The following is a 24,071-nucleotide window of genomic DNA, read 5'->3' as shown; positions in this document are numbered from 1 at the left end:
TCCATGTGCGCGGAAGCAATGGATTGCTTCGTCGCTTCAGCGCAAATTGCCCTTGCAATTTTGTCGCGAGCTCCTCGCAATGACGAACTCTTGAGGACCTTCCCATGGACCCCGCCACAACAGTCATCCTCGCCGCCCTGATCATCGGCCTGATCTATGGCTCGGTCGGGCTCGTCAGCGGCTTCTGCATGATGAGCGGCCTGCGCGGCTGGTGGGCCGACGGCGACGGCCGGCTGGTGCGCACCTACGCGCTGGCGATGGGGATTGCGATCGCGGCCTCGCAGCTGTTGGCGGCGGCCGGCCTCGTCGATCTCGGCAAGTCGATCTACCTGCAGCCGTCGTTCTCGGCGCCGGTGATGTTTCTCGGCGGTCTCTTGTTCGGCTACGGCATGGTGCTGTCGAACGGCTGCGGCTCGCGCGCGCTGGTGCTGCTCGGGCGCGGCAATCTGCGTTCCTTTGTGGTCGTGATCGTGCTCGGTATTTTTGCCGAGATGACGCTGAAAGGTCTGATCGCGCCCATGCGGATCGCGATGGTGCAGGCGTCGCAGGCTGCGGTCTCGGTCAATTCGGTGCCGGCGCTGCTGGCAGGCGCCGGCCTTGGCGCGATACCCGCGCGGATGATCGCAGCCTCGGTGCTGTCAGCCGTTCTGATCCTCTTCGCCTTTGCCCACGCGCCGTTCCGCAAGTCGCCGGGCCAGATCGCGGCCGGCCTGATCGTCGGCCTGCTGGTGGCGGGCGGCTGGTACGCGACCGGCACTCTCGGCGCCGATGATTTCAATCCGGTGCCGGTCACGTCGCTCACCTTCATCGCGCCGATCGCCGATGCCCTGCAATATGTCATGCTGTCGACCGGCTCGACGCTCAATTTCGGCATCGTCACCGTGTTCGGCGTGTTCGCCGGCAGTCTGGTCACGGCTGTTACCACCGGGCGATTCCAGCTCGAAGGCTATCGATCGCCGCAGCACATGCTGCGCTCGGCAGGCGGCGCCGCGCTGATGGGCGCCGGCGGCGTGATGGCCTTCGGCTGCTCGATCGGGCAGGGGCTGACCGGCTTGTCGACGCTGTCGCTGTCGTCCTTCATCGCGGTCGCCGGCATCATGCTCGGCACCGGCGCCGGCCTGCGCGGGAGCTTGCGGGTCAGGCCGTTAGCGACGGTCTAGGGCGTGTACTCATGACCGTCGGCTTCCAGCCATAAAGCGGAAGCTGCCCGGTTCGGTAGTAGCGGCGGCTTTCGACCCGAAGCGGACATGCGTTGAACCGAGGTCTGCCCGGACGCAATGGCAAAAACGGGCGATGATCCGGGGTTGATCCCGCTTGTCCGGGCGGAGACAATGGGATCGGCGGTGAGGTTTGCCCGATGAGTGATTTTCAGCTGCCCGAGACACATTACGCGCAAAGCGGCGATGTGAGCATCGCCTATCAGGTGATGGGGAACGGGCCGATCGACATGATCCTGGTCCCGGGCCTGTTCTCTCACATCGAATTCCAGCACGAGATGACCGGTTTCACGGCATTCCTGCGCCGACTGGCGTCCTACGCGCGGGTGACGACTTTCGACAAGCGTGGCCAGGGCCTGTCGGACCGAATTTCCGGGGCGGCCACGATGGAGGAACGCATGGACGACGTGCGCGCCATCATGGACGCGATCGGTTCAAAACGTGCGGCCCTGATCGGTTTCTCCGAGGGGAGCTGCATGAGCGTGCTGTTCGCGGCGACCTACCCGGATCGCGTGTCTCATCTCGTCCTGATCGGTGGCTTTGGCCGCGCCGCGGATCGATCGTCCGATGACGAATGGCGATCCCGCGTCGAGGAGCTCGTGAAGAATTGGGGCAGCGGCGATACGATCAAGACGGTCGCTCCGAGCGAAGCGCACAAGCCGGGGGCCGTCGAGCAGTACGGCAAGTTCGAGCGGCTGGGGAGCAGCCCCGGCGCGTTGCGTACCATCATGCATCTCAATCGAAAGATCGACGTGACGGCAGTTCTGCCGACATTGCAAGTACCGACGCTTGTGCTGCACAGTCGCGCCGATATCCAGGTTCCGGTCGAGTTTGGCCGGAAGCTCGCCGTTGGAATCCCGGGCGCGAAACTGATCGAATACCCGGAGGGCGATCATTACTTTTGGTTGGGTGACACCGAGGCTATCCACGGCGACATCGAAGAGTTCGTCACTGGCCACCGCGATCGCGCGTCCGCAGAGCTGGAGCGCGTGCTGGCGACCGTCTTGTTCACCGACATCGTCGACTCCACCCGCAGCGCGGCTGCGGTGGGCGACCAGCGGTGGCGCCGGATGCTGGACGATCACGACCGACTTGCGCAGCAAGTGATCGGCCGGCATCGCGGCAATTTCGTCAAAAGCACCGGCGACGGCGTGTTAGCAACCTTCGACGGGCCCGGCCGGGCGGTGCGTTGCGCCCTTGCGTTCGGCTCCGCTGCGAAGCAAATCGGGCTGCCGTTGCGCGCGGGTCTGCATACCGGCGAGATCGAGATCAGGGGCGCGGACATCGGTGGCATCGCGGTTCATGCCGCCGCGCGCGTAATGTCGCATTGCGGGTCCGATGAAGTCCTGGTGTCGCGTGTCGTAACCGACCTGGTCGCTGGCGCCGGGCTAAAATTTGCCGAGCGCGGTTCTTACGAACTCAAAGGACTGCCGGGAAAGTGGGAGTTGTTTGCGGCGACCGGATAGCCATCGAATCGGAAACTCGCCTCCTGAGCCCCTACTGCCTATCTCTATGAGCGCGGCCCGCGTCCGCTCTTGCCGGCAGACCGGACAAGCGGCGGAACGCGGCGAGCACGCTGTATCTGACACTGCCGGCATCTATTCTGCTCAGCACGGACGAGGTGTCGAATGACCGCTTTTGGCCCGTGGCTGACCTCAACCCAGAGCGGGGCGATGTCCGCTTCTGCGAGGTGACTCGAACAAGGGCATGCTGGCTGCCGGGGGCAGCCTTTGACCCAAAGCCGACGAAGACGTGACCTGCACACGTGCAGAGGCTTTATTGAGCGTCTAGTTATGGTAGAGTTAATGAGATGAGACTACCAGAGGACACGATGAAAAACCGTGCGCACTTCCTTCCAGTTCGCACTGGCGGCGTGGCTGGTATTATTCCTTCTCGGGGTGCTACCGTACGCGGCTAGCCAGGCGCTAAAAATCAAAGATCGTCCTCGCGTAATGGGATTTTTCTCAAACTACCGCGAGGTTTCCGGTACAAAAGGCTCTAGATACGTTGTGGCTACTCTCGATTTCGATCGACCAAGCCCTCAAGGCCTAGTTCACTGCAAGATTGATCCCTATACGCTGGGCCCAGTTAACACTGAAGCATCAAAGCTTTCGAACGCTCAATTTGCCGTACAGAGATGGGCACAAGCGAGGCGGCGATACAGTTGCCGCTTGGAAGCCCGCATGACCTTTGGGGCTGGATACGGCTCCTTCTCCTCGGTTCGATGTACGCAACAATAATCGGATGTGTTTATAGCTTCGCTATGCTGCACGATTACGTCTGGAAGCGCGGGCATGACAAGCAGACGGCGGGCTGAGCACCACCACGTGACATATGCTCGGGTCACGTCTGCTTCTGGCCCTTCGCTTCCGTTAGGGTGTTGCGGCGAGATGTCCGGGGTCCGGGGTAGAGCGGAAGCTCCCCAGCGCTGGTCAAAACGGCGCGGTTGACTCGCAACGGACTTGACACGAGCTGTTTCGCGAGCCTTGTTCCCGATGGTAAAACCTGCTTGATGGACACCATGGGCACCGTTCGCAACGTCGAAGGCGATTTTCCCCAAGGTGGGGGCGAAGCTGCCGCACTCATCAGGTCTCTTGACTGGTCTGCCACCGGCCTGGGGCCCATCGCGGAATGGCCTGCACACCTCAAAAGTGCAGTCAGCCTTATGCTGCCGGCAAAAGCACAGATAGTGCTGTTCTGGGGGCCGGAGTTTGTGGCGCTATACAATGACGCTTATGCACCGTCGATAGGTCAGAAGCACCCAACGGCTCTTGGACGGCCTGCGCGCGAGAACTGGGCCGAGTTGTGGGATGATTTAGAACCGCTACTCAGAAGCGTCCTCAATACCGGCGAAACTGTCTTCGCCAAGGATCGTCCCTTCTACATCGAGCGCCACGGCTACCCAGAAACGGTCTACTTCGACATTTCCTATTCTCCTGTTCAAAACGAGGCGGGCGAAATTGGCGGTGTACTTTGCATCGTCAGTGAGACGACCGAACGTGTATCTGCGCAAGAGCGCCAACGGCTGCTCGCTCGGGAGGCAAACCATCGCGTAAAGAACATGTTTGCCGTTTTCCAAGGCATCATAAGTCTCAGCGCTCGGTCAGCTCGAACGCCGCAGGAAATGGCTCAGTCCTTACGAGGCCGTCTGAACGCTCTCATGCAGGCCAAGGATCTGATCCGTCCCGGGATTATGGGTACGGAGATCCACAGCGAGCGAACGACCGTAGGAGACGTCGTGCGAACGGTCTTGCGACCGTACGAAGATGACACGTTTCGCGAACGCGTCATCTTAACAGGACCCACTGTGCCCGTGGGTGCTATGGCCGTGACCGGTCTCGCTCTCGCGCTGCACGAAACCACAACGAATGCGGCCAAGTATGGCGCGCTATCGGAGCCGACCGGTTCGATCAGTGTCACATGGGCGACCAAGGGCGGCAACTTACACCTTGATTGGAAGGAAACCGGCGGCCCCGCAATTGTTGCTCCGCCATCAGCCAAAGGTTTTGGGAGCGTGCTTGCAGAGCGCAGCATTTCTGATCAGCTCGGCGGCAAGGTTGAGCACAGTTGGCTGCCGAGCGGGCTCAGGCTGAGGGTTACGGTTCCTCTGGATCGTCTTGCAGTCTGAGGCTGTGCCCGGCCGTAGCATTTTGCGGCAAGCGTCCATTGAGGTTCTGTTTCGTAGCAACTCGAGCGGGACCATCAAATGACCGATTGTGGCCCAAGGCCGACATGCAGCAATGTCGGTTCGACGTCAGCTTCCGAGACCGAAGCGGAGGTGACGAATCTATGAGTACAGGCCCTAGTTACGCCCGCGCCGGCGCATCCGCCAGCGCGCTGAGCGCGATGCCGCCGACGATCAAGGCCGCGGCAATTGCCAGCGACAGATCGATCGGCTCGCCGAGCAGCAATGCTGCGGTCACGATCCCGACGATCGGGGTCCCCGTGGTGCCGAGCGAGGTCGTCAGCGCCGGCAGGCTCTTGTTGACCATGGACATCGCCCAATAGGCCAGCGCCGTGCCGATGAAGCCGGAATAGAGAAACAGCAGCACGAGGTGCGGCGACCATGTCACCGTGGGCACGCCCTCGGTGACCAGCGCCGTCGCCGTGAGCACCACCGTCGCGACCAGCACCTGCCACAGCAGGAGTTGCAGCGGCGTCGCGATCCAGCGGTGCGAGCGGATGTAGATGATGTTCGCGGCCCAGCAGATCGCCGCAAGGATGATCATGCCGGCGCCGACGATGACGTGCAGATTGCTCCAGTCCAGCGACGTCGGGTTGAGGATCACGCAGAGTCCTGCAAGCCCGGAGGCGACGCCGACCAGCTTCAATGGTCCGAGCCGTTCGGTCCGCGCTGCGCCGGCGGCGAGCGCGACCCAGAGCGGCGTGGTGTAGCCGAGCACGATGCCCTTGCTGGCCGGCAGGTAGCGCAGGCCGCCCGCGACCAGGGTCGAGAAGAACGTCATGTGCAGCAGTGCGACGCTGAGCACGACGGGGACGTCGGCGATCCGCGGAATGATCAGATTGCCGCTGGCGCGCAGGATCACCAAGAGGGCGACGAGAGCAATCCAGCTGCGGATCGATGCGGTCCACAGTGGCGGCACCGCCTCGACCAGCGATTTGGTCACCGACCAGTTGATGCCCCAGGCCAGCACCACGACGACGAACAGGGCGGCGGCCTTGGCAGGGGATAGGGATTGGTTCACGGGCGGGTCCTTGCAGGCGATACCGCTTGTGAATAGGATCGCGCTGGCTCTCTCGAAAGAGCCAGATTGGACAGATCGAAGGAGCCAGATTGATCCTCGCCGAATTGCTCGCGCTGAAGCGTGCGGATGATGCCGGGCTGACCGCGCAGCTGACGCAGCAATTGCGGGCGCTGATGGCGGCGGGCCGGATCAGGAGCGGAGCCGTGCTGCCGTCGAGCCGCACCCTTGCGGCCGAGCTCGACGTGTCGCGCAACACGGTGACGCATGCCTATGAGCAGCTCGTGGCCGAGGGGTATCTGCGCGTCGCCGCGCGGCGGCGGCCGGTGGTCACGGATGATATCGAGGCGCGCTTTGCCAAGCCTGTGCCCGCGCCGCGGCGCGATGCCGCTCGCAAGCCGTTGCTGTCGCCCTGGGCTCTGCAGCTCTCCGACATGGATTGGCCGCTGTCCTATCAGGCCGATTTTCGGCCGCTGCGCCCTGGACTAGCGGATGCGCGCGAGTTTCAGCACGAGATCTGGGCGCGCTGCCTGCGCCGCAGCGCGCTGCGGCGTCGCTTCAACGACCAGACCGTGGTCAACCGGCCGAGCCTGCGCGAGGCCTTGCGCGACTATCTCGAGATCAGCCGCGGCGTGCGCGCCGAGGCCGATCAGATCCTGATCCTGCCGGCGGCGCAGGCGGCACTGACGTTGATCGCCGCGACCACCGTCGTCGCCGGCGATGCGGTGTGGACCGAGGATCCCGGCTATCCCGGCGCCGCGGCGGCGTTTCGCGCGGCCGGCGCCGATGTCGTCGGTATCAGGCTCGATCAATGGGGCATGATGCGGATGCGTGCGGCGCGCGCGCCGAAGCTCATTTTCACGACGCCGTCGCATCAGCACCCGACCGGGCGGGTGATGCCGGTGGCGCGCCGCACCGAGCTGTTGGCGGCGGCCGAGCCCGGCAAGACCTGGATCGTCGAGGACGATTACGACGGCGAGTTTCACTATGACAGCCGCCCGATGCCGGCGCTGCAGGGGCTCGATCGCGAGGGACGCGTGCTCTATCTCGGCACGTTTGCAAAAGCGATGACCGCCGATATCCGCATCGGCTATCTGGTGGTGCCGCCACAACTGGCGCGGACGATGGAGATCGCGCAGCGCCATCTCGGGCTGATCGCTTCCGTGCACGTCCAGGAGGCGCTGGCCGGCTTCATGGCCGACGGACATTTCCTGGCGCATGTCAGGCGGATGCGGCGGATCTATCGCGCGCGCCGCGATTACCTCGCTGCGGCGCTGGCGAGCCAGCTCGGCGAGGTGCTCGCGGCCGAGGTCCCGCCCGGTGGGATGCAACTGATCGCGCGCTTCAGGGATGGCGCCGCGGAACACAGCACAGTGGCGCGGCTGGTGGCCGCCGGCGTCGAGGTGCGTGCGCTGTCGAGCCTCGCGCTGGAGCGGCCACACGACCACGGCCTGTTGCTCGGCTTCGCCGCCTGGCGCGAGAACGAGATCGGCGCCGCGGTGCGCATCATGGCGAACTGCCTGGCCGGCAAGCGGGCCGGGCGTGGCTAAAGCAGGATGAGTTTTGGTTGAATCGGCTTGCCGCGGTCTCAGTTCACCTCTCCCCGTTGGGGAGAGGTCGGATTGCCAAGCAATCCGGGTGAGGGCTCTTGCTCTCGATAGACCGTAACCCCTCACCCGATTTGCTGCGCAATCGACCTCTCCCAAGGGAGAGGTGAACCTCCGATGCCGATCCAGCTTAACCTAATCTCATCGCGCTTTAGGCAGCGAGGTGCCGCTGCACGATTTCGGAATATTGGAAATGTATCGCTGAGTTGCCCGACGTGTCAAGCGGTCTTGTCGAACGCCGGGCGGCCGCCGGCTACTGTGCATGGGGTTGTTTTCGATTTTTTCAGTCCGCCCCTCACTCCGCCGCCTTGGTGACGATCCGCACCTCCGACGTCAGCGTCTTGTGCACCGGGCATTTGTCGGCGATCTCCATCAGCCGCTTGCGCTGGTCGGCGTCGAGCTCGCCCTCGATCCGGATGACGCGGTCGATCTGGTCGAGCATGCCCTCGCGGGTCTCGCACTCCTCGCAATCCTTGGCATAGATCTTGTTGTGCTGCAGCGTCACGGTGATGCGATCGACCGGCAGCGACTTGCGATCGGCATACATCCGCATCGTCATCGAGGTGCAGGCGCCTAATCCGGTGAGCAGGAAATCGTACGGCCCGGGGCCGGTGTCATCGCCGCCGACGGCCACCGGCTCGTCGGCGATCAACCGGTGCGGACCTGTCGTGACGATCTGCTGGAACTTGCCGTTGCGGGTCTCCTGCACCACGACATTGCGCGGCGCGCTGCCGGTGTCGGCCACGGGCTGCGGCGCGAGATCGACGTAGCGCTCGGCCCAGGCGCCGATCACGCCGGCGACATAGGCTGCATCCTGCTTGCCGCTCAGCAGATGGTCCGCGCCCGCAAGCGAGACGAAGCTCTTGGGGTGCTTGGCCGCGATGAAGATGTTGGTGGCGTTGTCGATGCCGACGGTGTCGTCGGTCGGCGAATGCATCACCAGCAGCGCCTTGTGCAGCTGCTTGACTTGCGCCATCAAATTCTGCTCGGCGACGTCGTCGAGGAATTCGCGCTTGATGCGGAAGGGACGGCCGGCGAGCGACACTTCGCCTTCACCCTGCGCGCGGATGTCCTCGATGCGGTCCTTGAAGAGATGCGTGACATGCACGGGATCGGACGGCGCGGCGATGGTCGCGACCACCTTCGCCTCCGGAATCCGGCCGGCGGCCGCGAGGATTGCGGCGCCGCCGAGGCTGTGGCCGATCAGGATCGCGGGCGCCTTGCGCGTCTCGCGCAGATGGTCGGCGGCGCGGACGAGGTCGGCAACGTTCGATGAGAACGTCGAATTGGCGAAATCGCCTTCGCTGGAGCCGAGGCCGGTGAAGTCGAAGCGCAGCGTGGCGATGCCCTTGGCGGCGAGCGCTGTCGCGATGCGCTTGGCCGCCAGCACGTCCTTGCCGCAGGTGAAGCAGTGCGCGAACAGCGCATAGGCCTTGACCGGCCCGTCGGGCGTATCGAGCGCGGCGGCAAGCTGATGGCCGCCGACACCGGTGAATTGAAAGCGTTCGTGCGGCACGGCAGGCTCCATCGGTGGGGTGTTGTCAGTCGCCAGAATAGCGCTGTTCGGCCCAGGGATCACCGCGATTGTGATAGCCGCGCACCTCCCAGAAGCCCGGCGCATCTTCGGTGAGGAATTCGATGCGCTGCAGCCATTTGGCGCTCTTCCAGAAATACAGATGCGGCACCACCAGCCGCACCGGGCCGCCATGCTCCCGCTCCAGCGGCTGGCCCGACCAGCTATGGGCAAGCAGCGCGTCCTCGGCGGCGAAATCCTCGAGCGCGAGGTTTGTCGTGTAGCCGTCATACGAATGCAGCACGACGAAGCGCGCGTCCTCACGCGGCTGGCAGGCGGCGAGCAGGTCGCGCGTCGCAAGCCCCTCCCACTGATTGTCGTAGCGCGACCAGGTGGTGACGCAGTGGATGTCGGAGACGAACTGCGTCTGCGGCTGCGCCAAGAATTGCGGCCAGTCCCAGTAGATCGTCTGCTCGACCGCGCCGTAGACGTCGAGCCGCCAGCGCTCCCGTGTCACGTTCGGCAGCAGCCCGAGATCGAGCACCGGCCAGTCCGCCGTCAGATGCTGGCCCGGCGGCAGGCGCTGCTCCTCCGGCCTTGTGACCTTGCCGGTGAGGAATTTGCCCTCGCGCGCCCAGCGCTGCTTGCTGCGCGTCAGCTTGCTTTCGGGCGGTTCGTGATCGTCGGTCATGGCGTCATGCCGTCATTCGTGGCGATGCATCGCGGAGTCGTGCTTGGTGTCGCGCATGGTCGAGTAGATCAAGAGCGACAGGAAGATCATGCCGCTGAGATAATAGTAGAACCAGTCCTCATGCCCGATGCTCTTGAAATAGAGTGCGACTGCGGGCGCGGTACCGCCGAAGATCGATACCGTGATGGCGTAGGGCAGGCCGACGCCGAGCGCGCGGACGTTGGTCGGGAACAGCTCGGCCTTCACGATCGCATTGATCGAGGTGTAGCCGGCGACGAAGATCCAGGCGCAGCAGATCAGCAGGAACGCGATGAAGGGCGACTTGGTCTCCTTCAGCGCGGTCAGGATCGGGATCGTCGCCAGCGTGCCGGCGACGCCGAAGAAGATCAAGAGCGGCTTGCGGCCGATCTTGTCGGAGAGCCCGCCATAGATCGGTTGCAGGATGGTCGCGAAGATCAGCGAGCCGAAGATCACGAAGGTGGTCTGGTCCTCGGTGAGGCCGACCGACAGCTTGACGAAGGTCTGCATGTAGGTGGTGAAGGTGTAGAACGCCGCGGTGCCGCCGGCGGTGAGGCCGACCACCAGCAGCAATTCGCGCGGATAGTTCAACAGGCCGACGATCGAGCCGGTCGGCTTGGAGACCTTCTTGGCCTCCTCGAACGCCTCGGTCTCGTGCAGGCCGCGCCGCATCACCGCCGCGAAGATCGCGAGCAGGGCGCCGATCACGAACGGAATCCGCCAGCCCCAGGCCTTCAGCTCGTCCGGGGTCAGGAACACCTTCTGCAGCAACAGCAGCACGATGATCGCGGTGAGCTGGCCGCCGATCAGGGTGACGTATTGGAAGCTGGAATAGAAGCCACGATGCTTGGGATCGGCGACCTCGCTGAGATAGGTGGCGCTGGCGCCGTATTCGCCGCCGAGGCTGAGCCCCTCGATGATGCGGGCGAGCGCCAGGATCGCGGGTGCGGCAATGCCGATGGTGGCATAGGTCGGCGTCACCGCGATGATCAGCGAGCCGAAGCACATGCAGACCACCGAGAGCGTCAGCGACAGCCGCCGGCCGTAGCGGTCGGCGATGAAGCCGAACAGCCAGCCGCCGAGCGGTCGCATCAGGAAGGTGGCGGCGAACAGCACGGCAGCATTGAGCTGCTGCACCACCGGATCGCTGTGCGGGAAGAACGCCGGCGCGAAATACAGTGCGAAAGCGGTGTAGGCGTAGAAATCGTACCATTCGACGAGATTGCCGACCGAACCGATGAAGATCGCCTTGACCCGCCGCTCGACGTCATGGATGTCGAGATGATCGCTCGCGGATTGAGCGGTTTGTTCGGACATTGGCAGGCCTCCCCGGATTCTCTGGCGCGATTCCGGGGCAACCTAGCTCATTTGCGTGGTGCGATGTAACTGCTGTCCTGGTCCTTCAGGCGTTCTTGCCGAACAGAACGGGCAGTTGACGCGGGCCGCGCACCGTGCCTTCGGACCAGGTGACCTTGCCGGCCGGGTCGAGGCGGAAATCCGGAATCCGCTTCAGCCATTCCTCGATCGCCACCTGCATCTCCATCCGCGCCAGGTTGGAACCGACGCAGCGGTGGATGCCGAGGCCGAAGGCGGCGTGGCGGTTCTCCTTGCGGTCGATCACCACCTTGTCCGCATCGGGGAACATCGCAGGGTCGCGATTGGCCGCGGGGAACGACAGCAGCACCATGTTGCCGGGCTTGACCGGGCAGCCGGAGATCGTGGTTTCCTTCATCACCTCGCGCGCCATCGTCACCGGGGAATAAGCGCGCAGGAATTCCTCGATCGCGGTCGGGATCAGCGCCGGCTCCGCGACCAGGCGCTCGCGGTCGGCGGGCGTCCTGGCGAGGTGCCAGAGCGAGGAGCCGATCGCGCTCCAGGTGGTGTCGATCCCGGCGATCAGGAGCAGCCGCAACGAGCCGAGCACGTGCTCGTCGGTCAGCGGCTGGCCTCCGGGGCCCTTGGCCCGCAACAGCTGCGAGATCAGATCGTCGCCAGGCTCGAGCTTGCGCTGCTCGAGATGGGCCATGAAGTAGCCGGTCATCTCGCGCACGCCGCTCATCATCTCGTTCTCGTCCTTGATGCCGAGCTCGAGGATCTGGTGGATCCACTTGATGAAGAGGTCGCCGTCCTTCTCGGGGATTCCTAGCATATGGGCGATGGCGCGCACCGGGATGTGCTTGGTGTAGCGGGCCGCGGCGTCGCACTGTCCGTCGGCGATGAACTCGTCGATCAGCTCGTTGCAGATCGCGCGCACCCGCGGCTCCAGCCGCTTCATCGCGTCCGGCGTGAACGGCGGCAGCAGCACCTGTTTGGCGGGCTTGTGCTCCGGCGGATCGGAGGTGATCGGCGGCGCGCGGGCGGAGATCTCGGGCCGGACGTCGCGCACGATGACGCGGCGCGAGGAGAAATGCTCGGTGTCGTAGGCGATCTCCTTCACCGCCTGATAGGTGGTCGGCATGTAGCAGCCGAGGAAGCGCTCGGTGTGCACGACAGGCGAGGCCGCGCGCAACGTCTCCCAGATCGGGAACGGGTCGTCGGTCCAGACCGGATCGGTATGGTCGAAATCATGGACCCAGTCGGTGACCGGGGGATGTTCGGGCAGATAGCTTGCGGACGGGGAATCGGACATCGGCTCGTTTCCTTCTCGTTCGATCAAATGCTGGCCGGCTCAACGGGAGGCCACGCGGCCATCCCCGCTGGCGGCTATTCCTCGGTGACTTCGATCGCGATTTCCGGGCAGTTGGTCTGCGCGAGCCAGGCCTTGTCCTCGAGCCCGGCCGGAACGGTGCCGTCGCCGACTTCATGAGCGTTGCCGTATTCGTCGAGCTCGAACAGTTCGGGGGCGAGCGATTTGCAGCGGGCGTGACCCTGGCATTTGTCCTGGTCGACGCGGATTCTGAGCTTGGACATGCAAGCACTCTCCCTCGGCTCTGGCGCACAGGTGGGGCGCGCCGGGTTCCTCATTTTGGTTTATGCAAGTTCCAGCTTGCTTGGGCGGCCGGTCAACAACCAGCTCACTAAGTTATAGCATATTACATTATCGACTGGTGTGCGCGTCAAGCGAAAATTCGGGGTGCGGGACGGGTGTTCTGCGACGGCCGCGCGACATGATGGCCGCACGCCCCGGGGAGGCGGCCCCTAATGCGTGCGCGCCGTTGGTGCAGTGAGCGGGCCCCAGGCGGCGAGGGCGGCGGCTGCGATCTGCTCGAGCTGCTTGCGGCTGGCGCCGTCGCGCGCCTGGATCGACATGCCCTGCTGCACCGTGATGTAATATTGGGCGATCGCGTCAAGGTCGGCCGCGGGTGAGACCTCGCCGCGCTCGACGCCCTGGCGCAGACGTTCGCGCAGCTCCGTCACCGCCTGCGCGCGCCGCTGCACGAGTTCGCGCCGCACGGTCTCGGAATGTTCGTTCGGATGCAGCGCCGATAAGACCACAAGGCAACCGGGCGGGCGTGAGCGGCGGGTGAAGACGCGCGCGGTCTGCATCAGGAAGGTTTCCACCGCCTGATAGGCAGTGTGCGTCTTGGTCACGGCACCCCAGATCAGTCCACCTTCGCTCGCCACGTAATAGTCGAGCGCCTTGCGGAACAGGTCCTCCTTGCTGCCGAAGGCCGCATACAGGCTGGGCGAGGCAATGCCCATCGCCGAGGTGAGGTCGGCCATTGAGGCGCCCTCATAACCCCTCAGCCAGAACACCTCCATCGCGCGCGCCAAAGCGGCGTCCTTGTCGAAATTCCTCGGGCGGCCACGCTCAGCCATCGGTCGGTCCATTTCTGTGTCGATCACTAAATAATTCACTTGACGCCTCGGCGCAAGCTTTCTAATTCTGTGTCGGTCGTTACAGATATGTAACCCCCAACGAATGAGCCCCAACATGACCCTGTCCCTGCAAGGAAAGCGCGCCCTCGTCACCGGCGGCAGCCGCGGCATCGGCGCAGCCATCGCCAAACGTCTCGCCGCCGAAGGCGCCGACGTCGCGATCACTTATGAACGCTCGGCCGAGCGCGCCGAAGCCATCGGAGTCGAGATCAGGAAACAGGGCCGCCGCGCGCTTGCGCTACAGGCCGATAGCGCGGACGCCAGCGCCGTGCGCGGCGCGGTGAACGCGGCCGCCAAGGCGTTCGGCGGTCTCGACATCCTGGTCAACAATGCCGGCATCTTCCGCGGCGGCGGTCCGATCGATGCCGTCACGTTGGAGGAAATCGACGCCACGCTGGCCGTGAACGTGCGGGCGGTGGTGGTCGCCTCGCAGGCCGCGGTCGCCCATATGGGCGAGGGTGGCCGCATCATCAACATCGGCAGCAACCTCGCCAGCCGGGTGCCCGACGCCGGCATGAGCCTCTATTCGATGAGCAAGTCGGCGTTGATTGCCTGGACCCAGGGCTTGGCCCGCGACCTCGGCGGCCGCGGCATCACGGTCAATATCGTCCATCCCGGCTCCACCAACACCGACATGAACCCTGCCGATGGCGAGCAGGCCGAGGCGCAACGCGCGCGCATGGCGATCAAGCGCTACGGCAAGGCCGATGACGTCGCTGCCCTGGTCGCGTTTGTCGCCGGTCCCGAAGCGGGCTCGATCAATGGCGCCGGTCTCACCGTCGATGGCGGCGCCAACGCTTGACGACGTTGGCGTAGCGAGCGCGCTGCCCCGCGCCCTCGGCCCCGGGCAGGGAACCCGTTAAGCAAGTCAGAGTCCACCGGCGATCTTGATAGACTTTCTAATGGACGCGCTGGCCGGTTTTACGGTTAATTGCCAATGGACGTCTCGTCCGCGGATGGAAGTGACCTGAACGCCCGATGTCGCTATTGTGGCGTATCCGCTATAGCTTGGCCGACGGGTGATCAGCATCTGGATGGGACAAATCGTTCGTAAGTCGTTCAAAACCTATCATCATGGCGACCTCCGGGAGGCGCTGATCCAGGCCGCGCTGCGCGAGGTCGAGCTCGGTGGCCCGGAAGCGATCAGCATCAAGGCGCTGGCCAAGCAGCTCGGCGTCTCGCAGCCGGCGCCGTACCGGCATTTCGCCGACCGCGAAGCGCTGCTGGAAGCGGTGACCGCGGAGGCATTCCGGCAGTTCAACGTGATCATGCGCGAGGCAATCGCGGAGCCTGGCAAGGGCTCGAAACTGTCGCGCTTTGCCCAGGCTGCGCTGGCCTTCGGGCTCGAGCGCCACGGCATCTACCGGTTGATGTTCGCATCCCGAACCATGGCCTGCGCGCCGGTCGGCAGCGAGCTGCACGTCGCGGCGATGGAAACGCTGGCGCTGCTGATCGAGTCGTTCGAGGCGCCCGCGGTCGGGCTGTTGCGCGAACGGCAGGCGCTGAAGATCTGGGCCGGGCTGCACGGCATCGTGATGCTCGCCGAGCAGGGCCTGCTCACCGGCGAGGTCGGCCAGATCAGCCGCGAGGAGCTGATGGACGAGATCGTCGAGCAGACCAAGCTCGCGCTGTCAGCCGCGCTGCACGCGACGGAAGAAAAGGCGTAAGACGCCTTAACCTATTGCTGGGGCAGGATCGTTCCGGAAACCCGCTCCGCACTTTTCCGGATCATGCCTTCGGCGCGCGCGGATCGATCGGGGTGGTGCCGCGCACGCCCAGAATGTCCTCCAGCACTTTCGCGCCGGCCAGAAGCTGCGCCTCGGCACGCGGCTTGGCGATCATCTGCAGGCCGACCGGAAGGCCCGATGCGGTGAAGCCGCAAGGCAGCGACAGCGCCGGGCAACAGGCCAGCGTGATCGCATAGACGATGCCGAGCCATTCGACGTAATTGTCGAACTTCTTGCCGTCGCATTCGGCGACGTAGCGGTTCTCGACCGGGAACGGCGGCACGATGGTCGCGGGCGCCAGCAGCAGGTCGTATTTTTCGAAGAACTCGAGCGCACGCGCGGTGATCGCCACACGCTGCGCCTCGGCGCGCTCCAGCTTTTCGACGCTGAGCTTCAGCCCTTCCTCGATGTTCCAGATCACTTCGGGCTTCAAGAGATCGCGCTTGGTGCGCAGCAATTCGGCCTTGCTGATCGCGAAGTCGAATGCGCGCAGCACATGGAAGCATTCATGGGCCTCGCGGAAATCGGGATGCGCCTCCTCGACGATCGCGCCGGCCTCCGCGAAACGTTCCGCGGCCTTGCGGGTCACCGCTTTGACCTCGGGATCAACCGGCGTGATGCCGAGATCGGGTGAGTAGGCGATGCGTTTCGGCTTGCTGCCCGAACGCGCAGCAGACAGGAACGAGGTCGGCAGCACCGGCAGCGACAGCGGGTCGGCCGCATGCTCGCCGCTCATCGCGTCGAGCAGCAGCGCGAGGTCCTCGACATTGCGCGCCATCGGTCCCTGCTGGCCGAGGGTGCGGTCGACACCGAATTTCGGCGTTTGCGCGACCCGGCCGATCGACGGCCGGAGGCCGACGACGCCGCAGAAGCTCGCCGGGTTGCGCAAGCTGCCGCCCATGTCGGAGCCGTGGGCGAGCCACGCCGTGCCGCTGGCGAGCGCCGCCGCGGCGCCGCCGGAGGAGCCGGCGGCCGAGCGCGACGTGTCCCAGGGATTGCGGGTCGGGCCGAACACCTCGTTGAAGGTGTTGGCGCCGGCGCCGAATTCCGGCGTGTTCGACTTGGCGTAGATCACGCCGCCGTTTTGTTCGAGACGCTCGACCAGGATGTCGGATTTCGTGGGGACATTGTCCTTGAAGATCGGCGAGCCCAGTGTGGTCAGCACGCCGGAGACGGCGGTGAGGTCCTTGATCGGGACCGGAAGGCCCGCGAGCAGGCCGCGCTCGCCGACCGGTTTCTGCATCAAGGCCTTGGCATGGCTGCGGGCACGGTCGAAGCAGAGCGTCGGCAGCGCATTGACCTTGCCGTCGACCTCGGCGATGCGCTTCTCCAGCACATCGAGCAGGTCGAGCGGCGTGACGTCGCCGGCTTTCAGTTTCTCTACGACGGCACACGCCGTTTCCTTCACCAGGCCCTGATCAGCCATGCACCGTTGCTCCTATGTCTTCTGTTTCCTGGTGCTGTAGAACATTTTCTGGCCTCGTGGCAATGCGACGAGAACCGAAGGGGCAGGGATGGCAGGTTTGTTTTCGGCGCTGGACTGGCGCGCGATGAGTCAGCAGGAGCGGGACCTCGGCTTGAACAATGGCGTTGCGGTCAAGGGTAGCGCCGAGATCGCCGCCGGCTGGGAGCAGCGCTCCGCGGCGCTGCGGCAGCAGCATCCCGACCATCTCGACCTCCGATACGGCCCGCGTGAACGCAACCGGATCGATTTCCTCAAAGCCCGCGACGGCGCGCCGACGTTGTTGTTTATTCATGGCGGTTACTGGCAGACCCGCGCCAAGGAGGTGTTCACGATCTTCGCCGAGGGACCGATGGCGCATGGCCTCAATGTCGCGCTGATCGGCTACACGCTGGCGCCGGATGCCACGCTCGACGAGATCGTCGCCGAGATTCACGCCGGCATCGATTTTCTGGCCGGGCAGTTGCCCGCACTCGGCGCCGCGGCCGGTGGCATCGTGGTGTCGGGCTGGTCGGCCGGCGGACATCTGACGTCGATGGCGTTGTCGAACGCCCACGTCCGGGCCGGCATGGCGATCTCGGGCATCTATGACCTCGAGCCGATCCGGCATTCCTACCTCAACGAGAAGCTCAGGCTCGACGAGGCCGGCTCACGGCGCAATTCGCCTGTCATGCAGCAAGGCGGCACGGCAAAGCCGCTGTCGCTGGTGGTCGGCAGCGCCGAGCTGCCGCTGCTGCGCAAGCAGACCGCCGATTTCGCCGGCCAACGCGCCCGCTACGGCCTGCCGGTGACCTATGAGGAGATCGCGGGGGCCGATCATTTCTCGATCATGAACCAGATGCTGGCGCCGCAAGGGCGTGTCACGACGCTGATCCGGCAGCTGTTCGAGCGGACGGCGGGATAACACGTCATTGCGAGGAGCGAAGCGACGAAGCAATCTATCGCGCCGCATATGCCGATGCATGGATTGCTTCTGCATGGATTGCTTCGCTTCGCTCGCAATGACGGAGAGCGCGCCTAACCCCACCCCGACGTCAGGCCGCCGTCCACCGTGTAGATCACGCCCGACGTATAGCCCGCGCGATCGGAGGCCAGGAACGCCATCAGGTCGCCGATCTCGCGCGCATGCGCGGGGCGGCCGAGCGGCAGGCCCTTCTGGAATTCCTTGTAGCGGCTCTCGTCACCGAACTGGTTCTTGGCGCGGGTCTTGAGCAGCGTGACGTGGCGGTCGGTGCCGACAGGGCCGGGGTTGATGCCGACGACGCGGATGTTGTCGGCGAGGCTCTTGCCGCCGAGCGCGCGGGTGAACGACATCAGCGCCGCATTGCCGGCGCTGCCGCAGATGTAATTGGCGTCGAACTTCTCGCCGGCCGCGCCGATGTCGTTGACGATCACGCCACCGCCGCGCGCCTTCATCTGGGCATAGATCGCGCGCGTCAGATTGACATAGCCGAACACCTTGAGCTCCCAGGCATGCCGCCAGGTCGCCTCGTCGATCTTGTCGATCGAGCCGCCCGGGATGTCGCCGGCGTTGTTGACGAGGATGTCGATATCGGCAGCCTCTCTTGCCAATCGCGCCAGATCTTCCGATTTGCGCAGGTCGACGACGCTGATCGCCGCATCGATCTGGTGTGCCGAGCGCAGCCGCTCGGCCAGCGCCTTCAATTGCTCGCCGTTGCGAGCGGCGAGCAGCAGATTGGCGCCTTCCTCGGCAAAGGCTTCGGCGGCGGCCGCGCCAATGCCCTTGGAGGCGCCGGTGATCAGGACACGTTTGCCGCGCAGATGCAGATCCATGGGATGTCTCGTTCGGTATGAGGAGCGAATGTCGGCGAAATTGGTGGGGCAGGGTCGCGCCGCGGTCAACACTGCACTGCAGCGTTGCGCTCGCGCGAAGTTTGGTCCATTGCAGGACCATCAGCATAGGCGGCATTGCCGGCCGAGCAAATCACAAGGGTGTTCTCGATGAGCAGTAAGAAGCAGTATCGGATTGCGGTCATTCCCGGTGACGGCATCGGCAAGGAGGTGATGCCGGAGGGCCTGCGCGTCATCGAGGCGGCGGCGAAGAAGCATGGCGTCGACGTCAAGTTCGATCATTTCGACTTCGCCTCCTACGACTATTACGAGAAGCACGGCGAGATGATGCCGGCCGACTGGAAGGACCAGATCGGCAAGCATGATGCGATCTATTTCGGCGCGGTCGGCTGGCCGGCCAAGATCCCGGATCACATCTCGCTGTGGGGCTCGCTGATCAAGTTCCGCCGCGAATTCGACCAGTACGTCAATTTGCGTCCGGTGCGGCTGATGCCCGGCGTGCCGTCGCCGCTGGCGAACCGCAAGCCCGGCGACATCGATTTCTGGGTGGTGCGCGAGAACACCGAGGGCGAATACTCCTCGGTCGGCGGCCGCATGTTCCCGGACACCGACCGCGAATTCGTCACCCAGCAGACGGTGATGACCCGCATTGGCGTCGACCGCATCCTGAAATTCGCGTTCGATCTGGCGCAGTCGCGGCCGAAGAAACATCTGACGTCGGCGACCAAGTCGAACGGCATCTCCATCACGATGCCCTATTGGGACGAGCGCGTCGAGGCGATGGCCAGGAAGTATCCGGGCGTGAAGTGGGACAAGTACCACATCGACATCCTCACCGCGAACTTCGTGCTGCATCCGGACTGGTTCGACGTCGTGGTCGGCTCCAACCTGTTCGGGGACATTCTCTCCGACCTCGGCCCGGCCTGCACGGGCACCATCGGCATCGCGCCGTCGGGCAACATCAATCCGGAAGGCAATTTTCCCTCGGTGTTCGAGCCGGTGCACGGCTCGGCGCCCGACATCGCCGGGCAGGGCATTGCCAATCCGATCGGCATGATCTGGTCCGGCGCGATGATGCTGGAGCATCTCGGCGAGAAGCAGGCCGCTAGCGCCATCGTCGGCGCGATCGAGCGCACGCTCGGCGAACGAACGCTGCGCACCCGCGACCTCGGCGGCAACGCCGATACCACGGCGTGCGGCAAGGCCGTCGCGGAGATGGTGGATTAGGCTGATGTCACCCTCTCCCCTTGTGGGAGAGGGTCGCTTCGCGCAGCGAAGCGGGGTGAGGGGTATCTTTCCGCGGATACAAACCCCTCATCCGTCGCGGACTGCGTCCGCGCCACCTTCTCCCACAAGGGGAGAAGGGAAGAAGGCCGATCCTACCCCTTCACGATCCGCCGGCAATGCTCCCATGCCGCGTGGATCAGGTTCTCGCTCGCTTCCGGCGTGCGGAACGCCGAATGCGCCGACAGCGTCACGTTCGGGATCCTCGTCAGCGGATGATCCTTCGGCAGCGGTTCGATGTTGTAGACGTCGAGCCCGGCGTGGCGGATGTGGCCCGAGTTGAGCGCATCGATCATCGCCTGCTCGTCGACGATCGCGCCGCGCGCGGTGTTGATCAGCACCACGCCCTGCTTCATCTTCGCGATCTTGTCGCGCGTGATCAGGCCGCGGGTCTCGTCGTTCAAGAGCAGATGGATCGAGACCACGTCGCTGTTCGCCAGCACGGTGTCGAGTTCGGTGAATTCGACGCCCGGATGGCTCTTGGGCGACCGGTTCCAGGCGATCACCTTCATGCCGCTGCCGAGCGCGATGCGCGCGACCTCGGCGGCGATGCCGCCGAAGCCGACCAGGCCGAGCGTCTTGCCGGTCAGCTGCATGCCGTCCTCGCGCAGCCAGTTGCCGGCGCGCATCTCGCGGTCCATCTGCGCGATCACCCGAGCCGACGACCACATCAGCGCGATCGCGGACTCCGCGACCGCGGTGTCACCATAGCCCTTGATCAGATGCACGGAGATGCCGAGCTCAGCGAGCTCTTCCGGGTTCATGTAGCTGCGCGCGCCGGTGCCGAGGAACACGACGTGCTTGAGGCCGGCGCACTTCTTTGCCACGTCGGTGGGCAGCGCGGTGTGATCGACCACCGCGATCTCGGCGCCGTCGAGCACCGCCGGGTAGTCCTCGGACTTGATGTCCGGGTTGCGGTTGATCCGCATCTTGGGATCGCCGGGCTTTTCCAATCGCTCCGTGATGACAGCGAGCGATTCATTGGCGTCGACAAACACTGCGCGCACGAAAGCCTCCATCGAAGGGGAGAGTTGATGATCAGGATGCGACGCCGGCGAGCGCCAGCACCGTATGCATCAGGACGTTGGCGCCGGCGGCGCAATCGGCCTGCGTGGCGTCTTCCAGCTCGTTGTGGCTGATGCCGTCCTTGCAGGGCACGAACACCATCGCCGCCGGCATCACCGTGTTGAGGTTGCAGGCGTCGTGGCCGGCGCCGGAGGTGATGCGGCGGTGCGAATAGCCGAGCTGCGTTGCCGCGTTCTCCACGGCGTCGACCAGCTTCGGATCGAAATGCGTCGGCGCCTTGCGCCAGACCTGATCAAGCTGCACCTCGACCTTGCGCCTTGCTGCGATCTCGGCGACCGCGGCGCGCAGGTCGCGATCCAGCGCGTCCATGATCGCGGCATCGGCGCTGCGGCAATCCACCGTGAAGGCGATCTCGCCGGGGATGACGTTGCGTGAGGGCGAGGCGATCACCGCCTCGCCGATGGTGCCGACCGCCTTCGGGCCATGCTTTTTGGCGATGCTCTCCATCGCCAGCACGATCTCCGACAGCGTCGCCAGCGCGTCGCGGCGCAGCGGCATCGGGGTCGAGCCGGCATGGCTCTCGAAGCCGGTGATCTTGCCGTCGTACCACAGCACGCCCTGGCCGGAATCGACCACGCCGATGGTCTTGCCCTCGGCTTCCAGGATCGGGCCCTGCTCGATATGCAACTCGACGAAGCTAGTGAACTTTTGCCGGCCGACCGGGGCATCGCCGCGATAGCCGATCGAGTCCAGCGCCTGCGCCACCGTGACGCCTTCGGCGTCCTTGCGCGACAGAATGTCGTCGGTGGTGAAATCGCCGACATAGGCGGCCGACGCCATCATCGCCGGCGCGAAGCGCGAGCCTTCTTCGTTGGTCCAGTTGCAGATGCAGATCGGCAGCTCGGTCTCGATCCCTGCATCGTTGAGCGTGCGCACCAGTTCGAGCCCGGCCAGCGTGCCGAGGATGCCGTCATACTTGCCGCCGGTCGGCTGGGTGTCGAGATGCGAGCCGACGCCGATCGGCGGCTTCGACATGTCCCGTCCTTTCCGCAAGCCGAACATCGAGCCGAGCGCATCGACCTGCACGTCGAGGCCGGCGTCCTCGCACGCTTTGCGGAACCAGTCGCGGACCTGCTTGTCCTCGGCGCTGAGGGTCAGCCGCCGCACGCCGCCCTTTGGCGTTGCACCAAACTGCGCGGTTTCGTGGATGGTGCCCCAGAGGCGGGCGGAATCGATCTGCAGGTTGGTGGCGGCTCGGCTCATTGCGGCTCTTCCCTTTACGCGACCGTTTTTTCATGACGCGCCGCTCTCGCGTCGTCAACCGCCACGCTCGTCTGTGCGATCTGCCGGGCGAGATGGGCGACACGCTCGATGGCGACCGCATCGGGGGAGGCGAGCCAGTTCGCGGTGAAGGTGAGCGGCGGCAGCTTGAGGTCGGTATCGAGCAGTTGCAGGCGGCCGTCGGCAAGCTCGTTCTCGACGATCGCCGACGGAATCACCGCAATGCCAAGGCCTTCGTTGGCCATGTGAATCACGGTCGCGAGCGAGGTCGAGGCGTGCAGCCGGATCGGCGGCAGATCGGGGGCATTGAACAGCGCGCGCACGGTCTCGTAAGGCTGGGTCTTGCGCGGAAATGTGATGATCGGAAACCGCGCCAGGTCCCGCCGCGCCACCGGGCCGGGGCCGAGACCGAGCGACGGGCTCGCCAGGAAGCCGATCGGATAATCGCACAGCACATGATTGTGCGCGCCGGACGCCGAGACCGGCCCGAGCACGAAGGCGAGCTCGATCTCCTGCGCCAGCAGCCGCGGGGTCAGGTTCGGCGTGATGTCGACCTCGATCTCCAGCGACAGGTTCGGGTAGATCTCGTTGACGCTCTTGACCAGCCGCGGCAGCCAGGTGTGCACGATGGTCTCCGCGACACCGAGCCGCAGCGCGCCGCGCATCGCCGAACGGTCGCCGACCTCCGCCATCATCTCCGAGCGCAGCCCGATCAGCTTCTCGGCGTAGGTCATCATCAGCCTTCCGCTCGGCGTCGGCGAGGCCACCCGGTGATCCCGGTTCAGCAGCTTGACGCCCATCTCGCGCTCGAGCTGGGCGATGCGCTGCGAGATTGCCGGCTGGGTGGTGTTGAGCCGCTGGGCGGCGCCGCGGAAGCTGCCGAGCTTGACGACCCAGAGGAAGGTTTCGATCGAGCGGAAGTCCGTCATTGGAAGCGTATCCCCGATCGATAAATTATATTTATCGATTTTGATTAGAAAGGACGATTAGACATTATATCACGCTTGGTGTTGGTTTGTCCTTGTCGAGATTATGGGCAGGAGAATCCCATGACTGTTTTTGCGGCAGTGCAGCGATCTCAGGGGGAACCGGTGCTGGCGAGCGTCGAAGCGCGGCGCGCCTGCCGCAACGGCATGGCCTCGGCCACAACGGCCGGTCTCGCCAACGGTTTCGTCCAGGGCAACCTGGCGATCCTGCCGGAGAAGCTCGCCGGCGCCTTCCACCGCTTCTGCCAGCTCAATCCGAAACCGTGCCCGATCATCGGCATGTCTGACGTCGGCGATCCCCGCATCCCGGCGCTCGGCCTCGACCTCGACATCCGCACCGATGTGCCGCGCTATCGGGTCTGGCGCGACGGCGAGGTGGCCGACGAGCCGACCGACATCACCAAATACTGGCGCGACGATCTCGTCACCTTCGTACTCGGCTGCTCCTATTCGTTCGAGGAAGCGCTGCTGGAGGACGGGCTGCCGATCCGTCACATCGAACGCAACCTGCGTGTGCCGATGTATCGGACCAACATCGCCTGCCAGCCGTCGGGGCCGTTCGCGGGACCGATGGTGGTGTCGATGCGCCCGTTCAAGCCGGCGGATGCGATCCGCGCGGTGCAGATCACCTCGCGCTTCCCGTCGGTGCACGGCGCCCCGGTTCATCTCGGTCACCCGCATGCGATCGGCATCAAGGATATCGCCAGGCCCGACTATGGCGATGCGGTGCCGGTGGCCGATGACGAGATCCCGGTGTTCTGGGCCTGTGGCGTCACGCCGCAATCGGTGATCGCAAGTGCGAAGCTGCCGTTCGCGATCACGCATTCGCCAGGCCTGATGCTGGTGACCGATCTCAGGAACAAGCAGCTGGCTGTGCTCTGAATAGGCAATTCGTGCAATTCATTGAGGCTTTACTGCGCGCTAC

The 24,071-nt window shown here is 64.8% G+C and carries 21 protein-coding genes; 9 read left to right on the top strand and 12 right to left on the bottom strand.

All coding sequences use genetic code 11. The annotated features are described in order from the left end of the window. The first annotated feature begins 104 nt into the window (after nt 1-104). From AKN83_RS07315 to AKN83_RS07300, 3 genes are all read left to right on the top strand, one after another. Nucleotides 105-1,160 (top strand): YeeE/YedE family protein, encoded by a 1,056-nt coding sequence (locus AKN83_RS07315; RefSeq protein WP_050404018.1) that lies wholly within the window; start codon nt 105-107, stop codon nt 1,158-1,160. Nucleotides 1,161-1,357: 197 nt separating this feature from the next. Next, on the top strand, nt 1,358-2,683 hold the full coding sequence (locus AKN83_RS07310) for an adenylate/guanylate cyclase domain-containing protein (protein WP_050404017.1): 1,326 nt from the start codon (nt 1,358-1,360) through the stop codon (nt 2,681-2,683). A gap of 1,055 nt (nt 2,684-3,738) precedes the next feature. After that, complete coding sequence (locus tag AKN83_RS07300) at nt 3,739-4,845, top strand: HWE histidine kinase domain-containing protein (RefSeq protein WP_083991979.1); 1,107 nt, start codon at nt 3,739-3,741, stop codon at nt 4,843-4,845. 178 nt (nt 4,846-5,023) lie between these two features. Here the strand turns inward: AKN83_RS07300 and AKN83_RS07295 are convergent, their stop codons facing one another. Continuing rightward, entirely contained in the window at nt 5,024-5,923 is a 900-nt protein-coding gene (locus AKN83_RS07295; protein ID WP_050404014.1) for a DMT family transporter, read from the bottom strand. Nucleotides 5,924-6,012: 89 nt separating this feature from the next. Between AKN83_RS07295 and pdxR the strand changes: the two genes are divergently transcribed. Then, nucleotides 6,013-7,470 (top strand): MocR-like pyridoxine biosynthesis transcription factor PdxR, encoded by a 1,458-nt coding sequence (gene pdxR, locus AKN83_RS07290; RefSeq protein ID WP_083991953.1) that lies wholly within the window; start codon nt 6,013-6,015, stop codon nt 7,468-7,470. A gap of 352 nt (nt 7,471-7,822) precedes the next feature. Here pdxR and AKN83_RS07285 read toward each other — a convergent pair whose 3' ends face one another. The 6 genes from AKN83_RS07285 to AKN83_RS07260 form a co-directional block, all read right to left on the bottom strand. Beyond that, nucleotides 7,823-9,043, bottom strand: a complete 1,221-nt coding sequence (locus AKN83_RS07285) for a bifunctional alpha/beta hydrolase/OsmC family protein (protein ID WP_050404036.1) — start codon at nt 9,041-9,043, stop codon at nt 7,823-7,825. A 25-nt stretch (nt 9,044-9,068) separates the two neighbouring features. Further along, nucleotides 9,069-9,731 (bottom strand): sulfite oxidase-like oxidoreductase, encoded by a 663-nt coding sequence (locus tag AKN83_RS07280; RefSeq protein ID WP_050404013.1) that lies wholly within the window; start codon nt 9,729-9,731, stop codon nt 9,069-9,071. A gap of 12 nt (nt 9,732-9,743) precedes the next feature. After that, a complete protein-coding gene (locus AKN83_RS07275) occupies nt 9,744-11,066 on the bottom strand; it encodes an MFS transporter (protein ID WP_050404012.1) in 1,323 nt (440 codons plus the stop codon). Nucleotides 11,067-11,151: 85 nt separating this feature from the next. Beyond that, entirely contained in the window at nt 11,152-12,378 is a 1,227-nt protein-coding gene (locus tag AKN83_RS07270) for a cytochrome P450 (RefSeq protein WP_050404011.1), read from the bottom strand. 74 nt (nt 12,379-12,452) lie between these two features. Next, nucleotides 12,453-12,659, bottom strand: a complete 207-nt coding sequence (locus tag AKN83_RS07265) for a ferredoxin (RefSeq protein ID WP_016842874.1) — start codon at nt 12,657-12,659, stop codon at nt 12,453-12,455. A gap of 228 nt (nt 12,660-12,887) precedes the next feature. Next, entirely contained in the window at nt 12,888-13,508 is a 621-nt protein-coding gene (locus AKN83_RS07260) for a TetR/AcrR family transcriptional regulator (RefSeq protein ID WP_050404010.1), read from the bottom strand. A 115-nt stretch (nt 13,509-13,623) separates the two neighbouring features. On the opposite strand from AKN83_RS07260, the gene AKN83_RS07255 reads away from it, so the two are divergent. Continuing rightward, nucleotides 13,624-14,370: an SDR family NAD(P)-dependent oxidoreductase gene (locus AKN83_RS07255; RefSeq protein WP_050404009.1), complete on the top strand. Its 747-nt coding sequence runs from the start codon at nt 13,624-13,626 to the stop codon at nt 14,368-14,370. A gap of 232 nt (nt 14,371-14,602) precedes the next feature. Continuing rightward, on the top strand, nt 14,603-15,235 hold the full coding sequence (locus tag AKN83_RS07250) for a TetR/AcrR family transcriptional regulator (RefSeq protein WP_050404008.1): 633 nt from the start codon (nt 14,603-14,605) through the stop codon (nt 15,233-15,235). Nucleotides 15,236-15,296: 61 nt separating this feature from the next. On the opposite strand, the gene AKN83_RS07245 is transcribed toward AKN83_RS07250, so the two are convergent. Then, complete coding sequence (locus AKN83_RS07245; protein ID WP_063695220.1) at nt 15,297-16,721, bottom strand: amidase; 1,425 nt, start codon at nt 16,719-16,721, stop codon at nt 15,297-15,299. A gap of 88 nt (nt 16,722-16,809) precedes the next feature. Here AKN83_RS07245 and AKN83_RS07240 point away from each other — a divergent pair, with 88 nt between their 5' ends. Then, nucleotides 16,810-17,661 (top strand): alpha/beta hydrolase, encoded by an 852-nt coding sequence (locus AKN83_RS07240; RefSeq protein ID WP_050406787.1) that lies wholly within the window; start codon nt 16,810-16,812, stop codon nt 17,659-17,661. A gap of 113 nt (nt 17,662-17,774) precedes the next feature. On the opposite strand, the gene AKN83_RS07235 is transcribed toward AKN83_RS07240, so the two are convergent. Beyond that, a complete protein-coding gene (locus AKN83_RS07235; RefSeq protein ID WP_050406786.1) occupies nt 17,775-18,551 on the bottom strand; it encodes an SDR family oxidoreductase in 777 nt (258 codons plus the stop codon). Between the two features lie 168 nt (nt 18,552-18,719). Between AKN83_RS07235 and AKN83_RS07230 the strand changes: the two genes are divergently transcribed. Continuing rightward, nucleotides 18,720-19,796 (top strand): tartrate dehydrogenase, encoded by a 1,077-nt coding sequence (locus AKN83_RS07230; RefSeq protein ID WP_050406785.1) that lies wholly within the window; start codon nt 18,720-18,722, stop codon nt 19,794-19,796. 152 nt (nt 19,797-19,948) lie between these two features. On the opposite strand, the gene AKN83_RS07225 is transcribed toward AKN83_RS07230, so the two are convergent. Genes AKN83_RS07225 through AKN83_RS07215 form a run of 3 tightly spaced genes read right to left on the bottom strand, consistent with a single transcriptional unit; the run spans nt 19,949 to nt 23,089 of the window. Continuing rightward, nucleotides 19,949-20,860 (bottom strand): NAD(P)-dependent oxidoreductase, encoded by a 912-nt coding sequence (locus AKN83_RS07225; RefSeq protein WP_063695244.1) that lies wholly within the window; start codon nt 20,858-20,860, stop codon nt 19,949-19,951. Between the two features lie 31 nt (nt 20,861-20,891). Continuing rightward, nucleotides 20,892-22,142: a Zn-dependent hydrolase gene (locus AKN83_RS07220; protein WP_050406784.1), complete on the bottom strand. Its 1,251-nt coding sequence runs from the start codon at nt 22,140-22,142 to the stop codon at nt 20,892-20,894. Nucleotides 22,143-22,156: 14 nt separating this feature from the next. Then, the gene (locus AKN83_RS07215) at nt 22,157-23,089 is read right to left on the bottom strand and encodes a LysR family transcriptional regulator (RefSeq protein WP_050406783.1); all 933 of its coding nucleotides are present in this window, start codon (nt 23,087-23,089) and stop codon (nt 22,157-22,159) included. A gap of 120 nt (nt 23,090-23,209) precedes the next feature. Between AKN83_RS07215 and AKN83_RS07210 the strand changes: the two genes are divergently transcribed. Then, nucleotides 23,210-24,028 (top strand): putative hydro-lyase, encoded by an 819-nt coding sequence (locus tag AKN83_RS07210; protein WP_050406782.1) that lies wholly within the window; start codon nt 23,210-23,212, stop codon nt 24,026-24,028. Nucleotides 24,029-24,071: the final 43 nt, after the last annotated feature.

It is taken from the genome of Bradyrhizobium embrapense (assembly GCF_001189235.2).
GTDB classification, from domain to species: Bacteria; Pseudomonadota; Alphaproteobacteria; order Rhizobiales; family Xanthobacteraceae; genus Bradyrhizobium; species Bradyrhizobium embrapense.
Note: the sequence above shows the minus strand (reverse complement) of the source record. Positions and strands in the feature narration are given on the sequence as shown.

What these genes read in the sequence shown, in the direction of transcription:
- AKN83_RS07315 (WP_050404018.1), top strand. Translation starts at nt 105, where the DNA reads ATGGACCCCGCCACAACAGTCATCCTCGCCGCCCTGATCATCGGCCTG.
- AKN83_RS07310 (WP_050404017.1), top strand. Translation starts at nt 1,358, where the DNA reads ATGAGTGATTTTCAGCTGCCCGAGACACATTACGCGCAAAGCGGCGAT.
- AKN83_RS07300 (WP_083991979.1), top strand. Translation starts at nt 3,739, where the DNA reads ATGGGCACCGTTCGCAACGTCGAAGGCGATTTTCCCCAAGGTGGGGGC.
- AKN83_RS07280 (WP_050404013.1), bottom strand. Translation starts at nt 9,731, where the DNA reads ATGACCGACGATCACGAACCGCCCGAAAGCAAGCTGACGCGCAGCAAG.
- AKN83_RS07275 (WP_050404012.1), bottom strand. Translation starts at nt 11,066, where the DNA reads ATGTCCGAACAAACCGCTCAATCCGCGAGCGATCATCTCGACATCCAT.
- AKN83_RS07270 (WP_050404011.1), bottom strand. Translation starts at nt 12,378, where the DNA reads ATGTCCGATTCCCCGTCCGCAAGCTATCTGCCCGAACATCCCCCGGTC.
- AKN83_RS07265 (WP_016842874.1), bottom strand. Translation starts at nt 12,659, where the DNA reads ATGTCCAAGCTCAGAATCCGCGTCGACCAGGACAAATGCCAGGGTCAC.
- AKN83_RS07260 (WP_050404010.1), bottom strand. Translation starts at nt 13,508, where the DNA reads ATGGCTGAGCGTGGCCGCCCGAGGAATTTCGACAAGGACGCCGCTTTG.
- AKN83_RS07255 (WP_050404009.1), top strand. Translation starts at nt 13,624, where the DNA reads ATGACCCTGTCCCTGCAAGGAAAGCGCGCCCTCGTCACCGGCGGCAGC.
- AKN83_RS07250 (WP_050404008.1), top strand. Translation starts at nt 14,603, where the DNA reads ATGGGACAAATCGTTCGTAAGTCGTTCAAAACCTATCATCATGGCGAC.
- AKN83_RS07245 (WP_063695220.1), bottom strand. Translation starts at nt 16,721, where the DNA reads ATGGCTGATCAGGGCCTGGTGAAGGAAACGGCGTGTGCCGTCGTAGAG.
- AKN83_RS07240 (WP_050406787.1), top strand. Translation starts at nt 16,810, where the DNA reads ATGGCAGGTTTGTTTTCGGCGCTGGACTGGCGCGCGATGAGTCAGCAG.
- AKN83_RS07235 (WP_050406786.1), bottom strand. Translation starts at nt 18,551, where the DNA reads ATGGATCTGCATCTGCGCGGCAAACGTGTCCTGATCACCGGCGCCTCC.
- AKN83_RS07230 (WP_050406785.1), top strand. Translation starts at nt 18,720, where the DNA reads ATGAGCAGTAAGAAGCAGTATCGGATTGCGGTCATTCCCGGTGACGGC.
- AKN83_RS07220 (WP_050406784.1), bottom strand. Translation starts at nt 22,142, where the DNA reads ATGAGCCGAGCCGCCACCAACCTGCAGATCGATTCCGCCCGCCTCTGG.
- AKN83_RS07215 (WP_050406783.1), bottom strand. Translation starts at nt 23,089, where the DNA reads ATGACGGACTTCCGCTCGATCGAAACCTTCCTCTGGGTCGTCAAGCTC.
- AKN83_RS07210 (WP_050406782.1), top strand. Translation starts at nt 23,210, where the DNA reads ATGACTGTTTTTGCGGCAGTGCAGCGATCTCAGGGGGAACCGGTGCTG.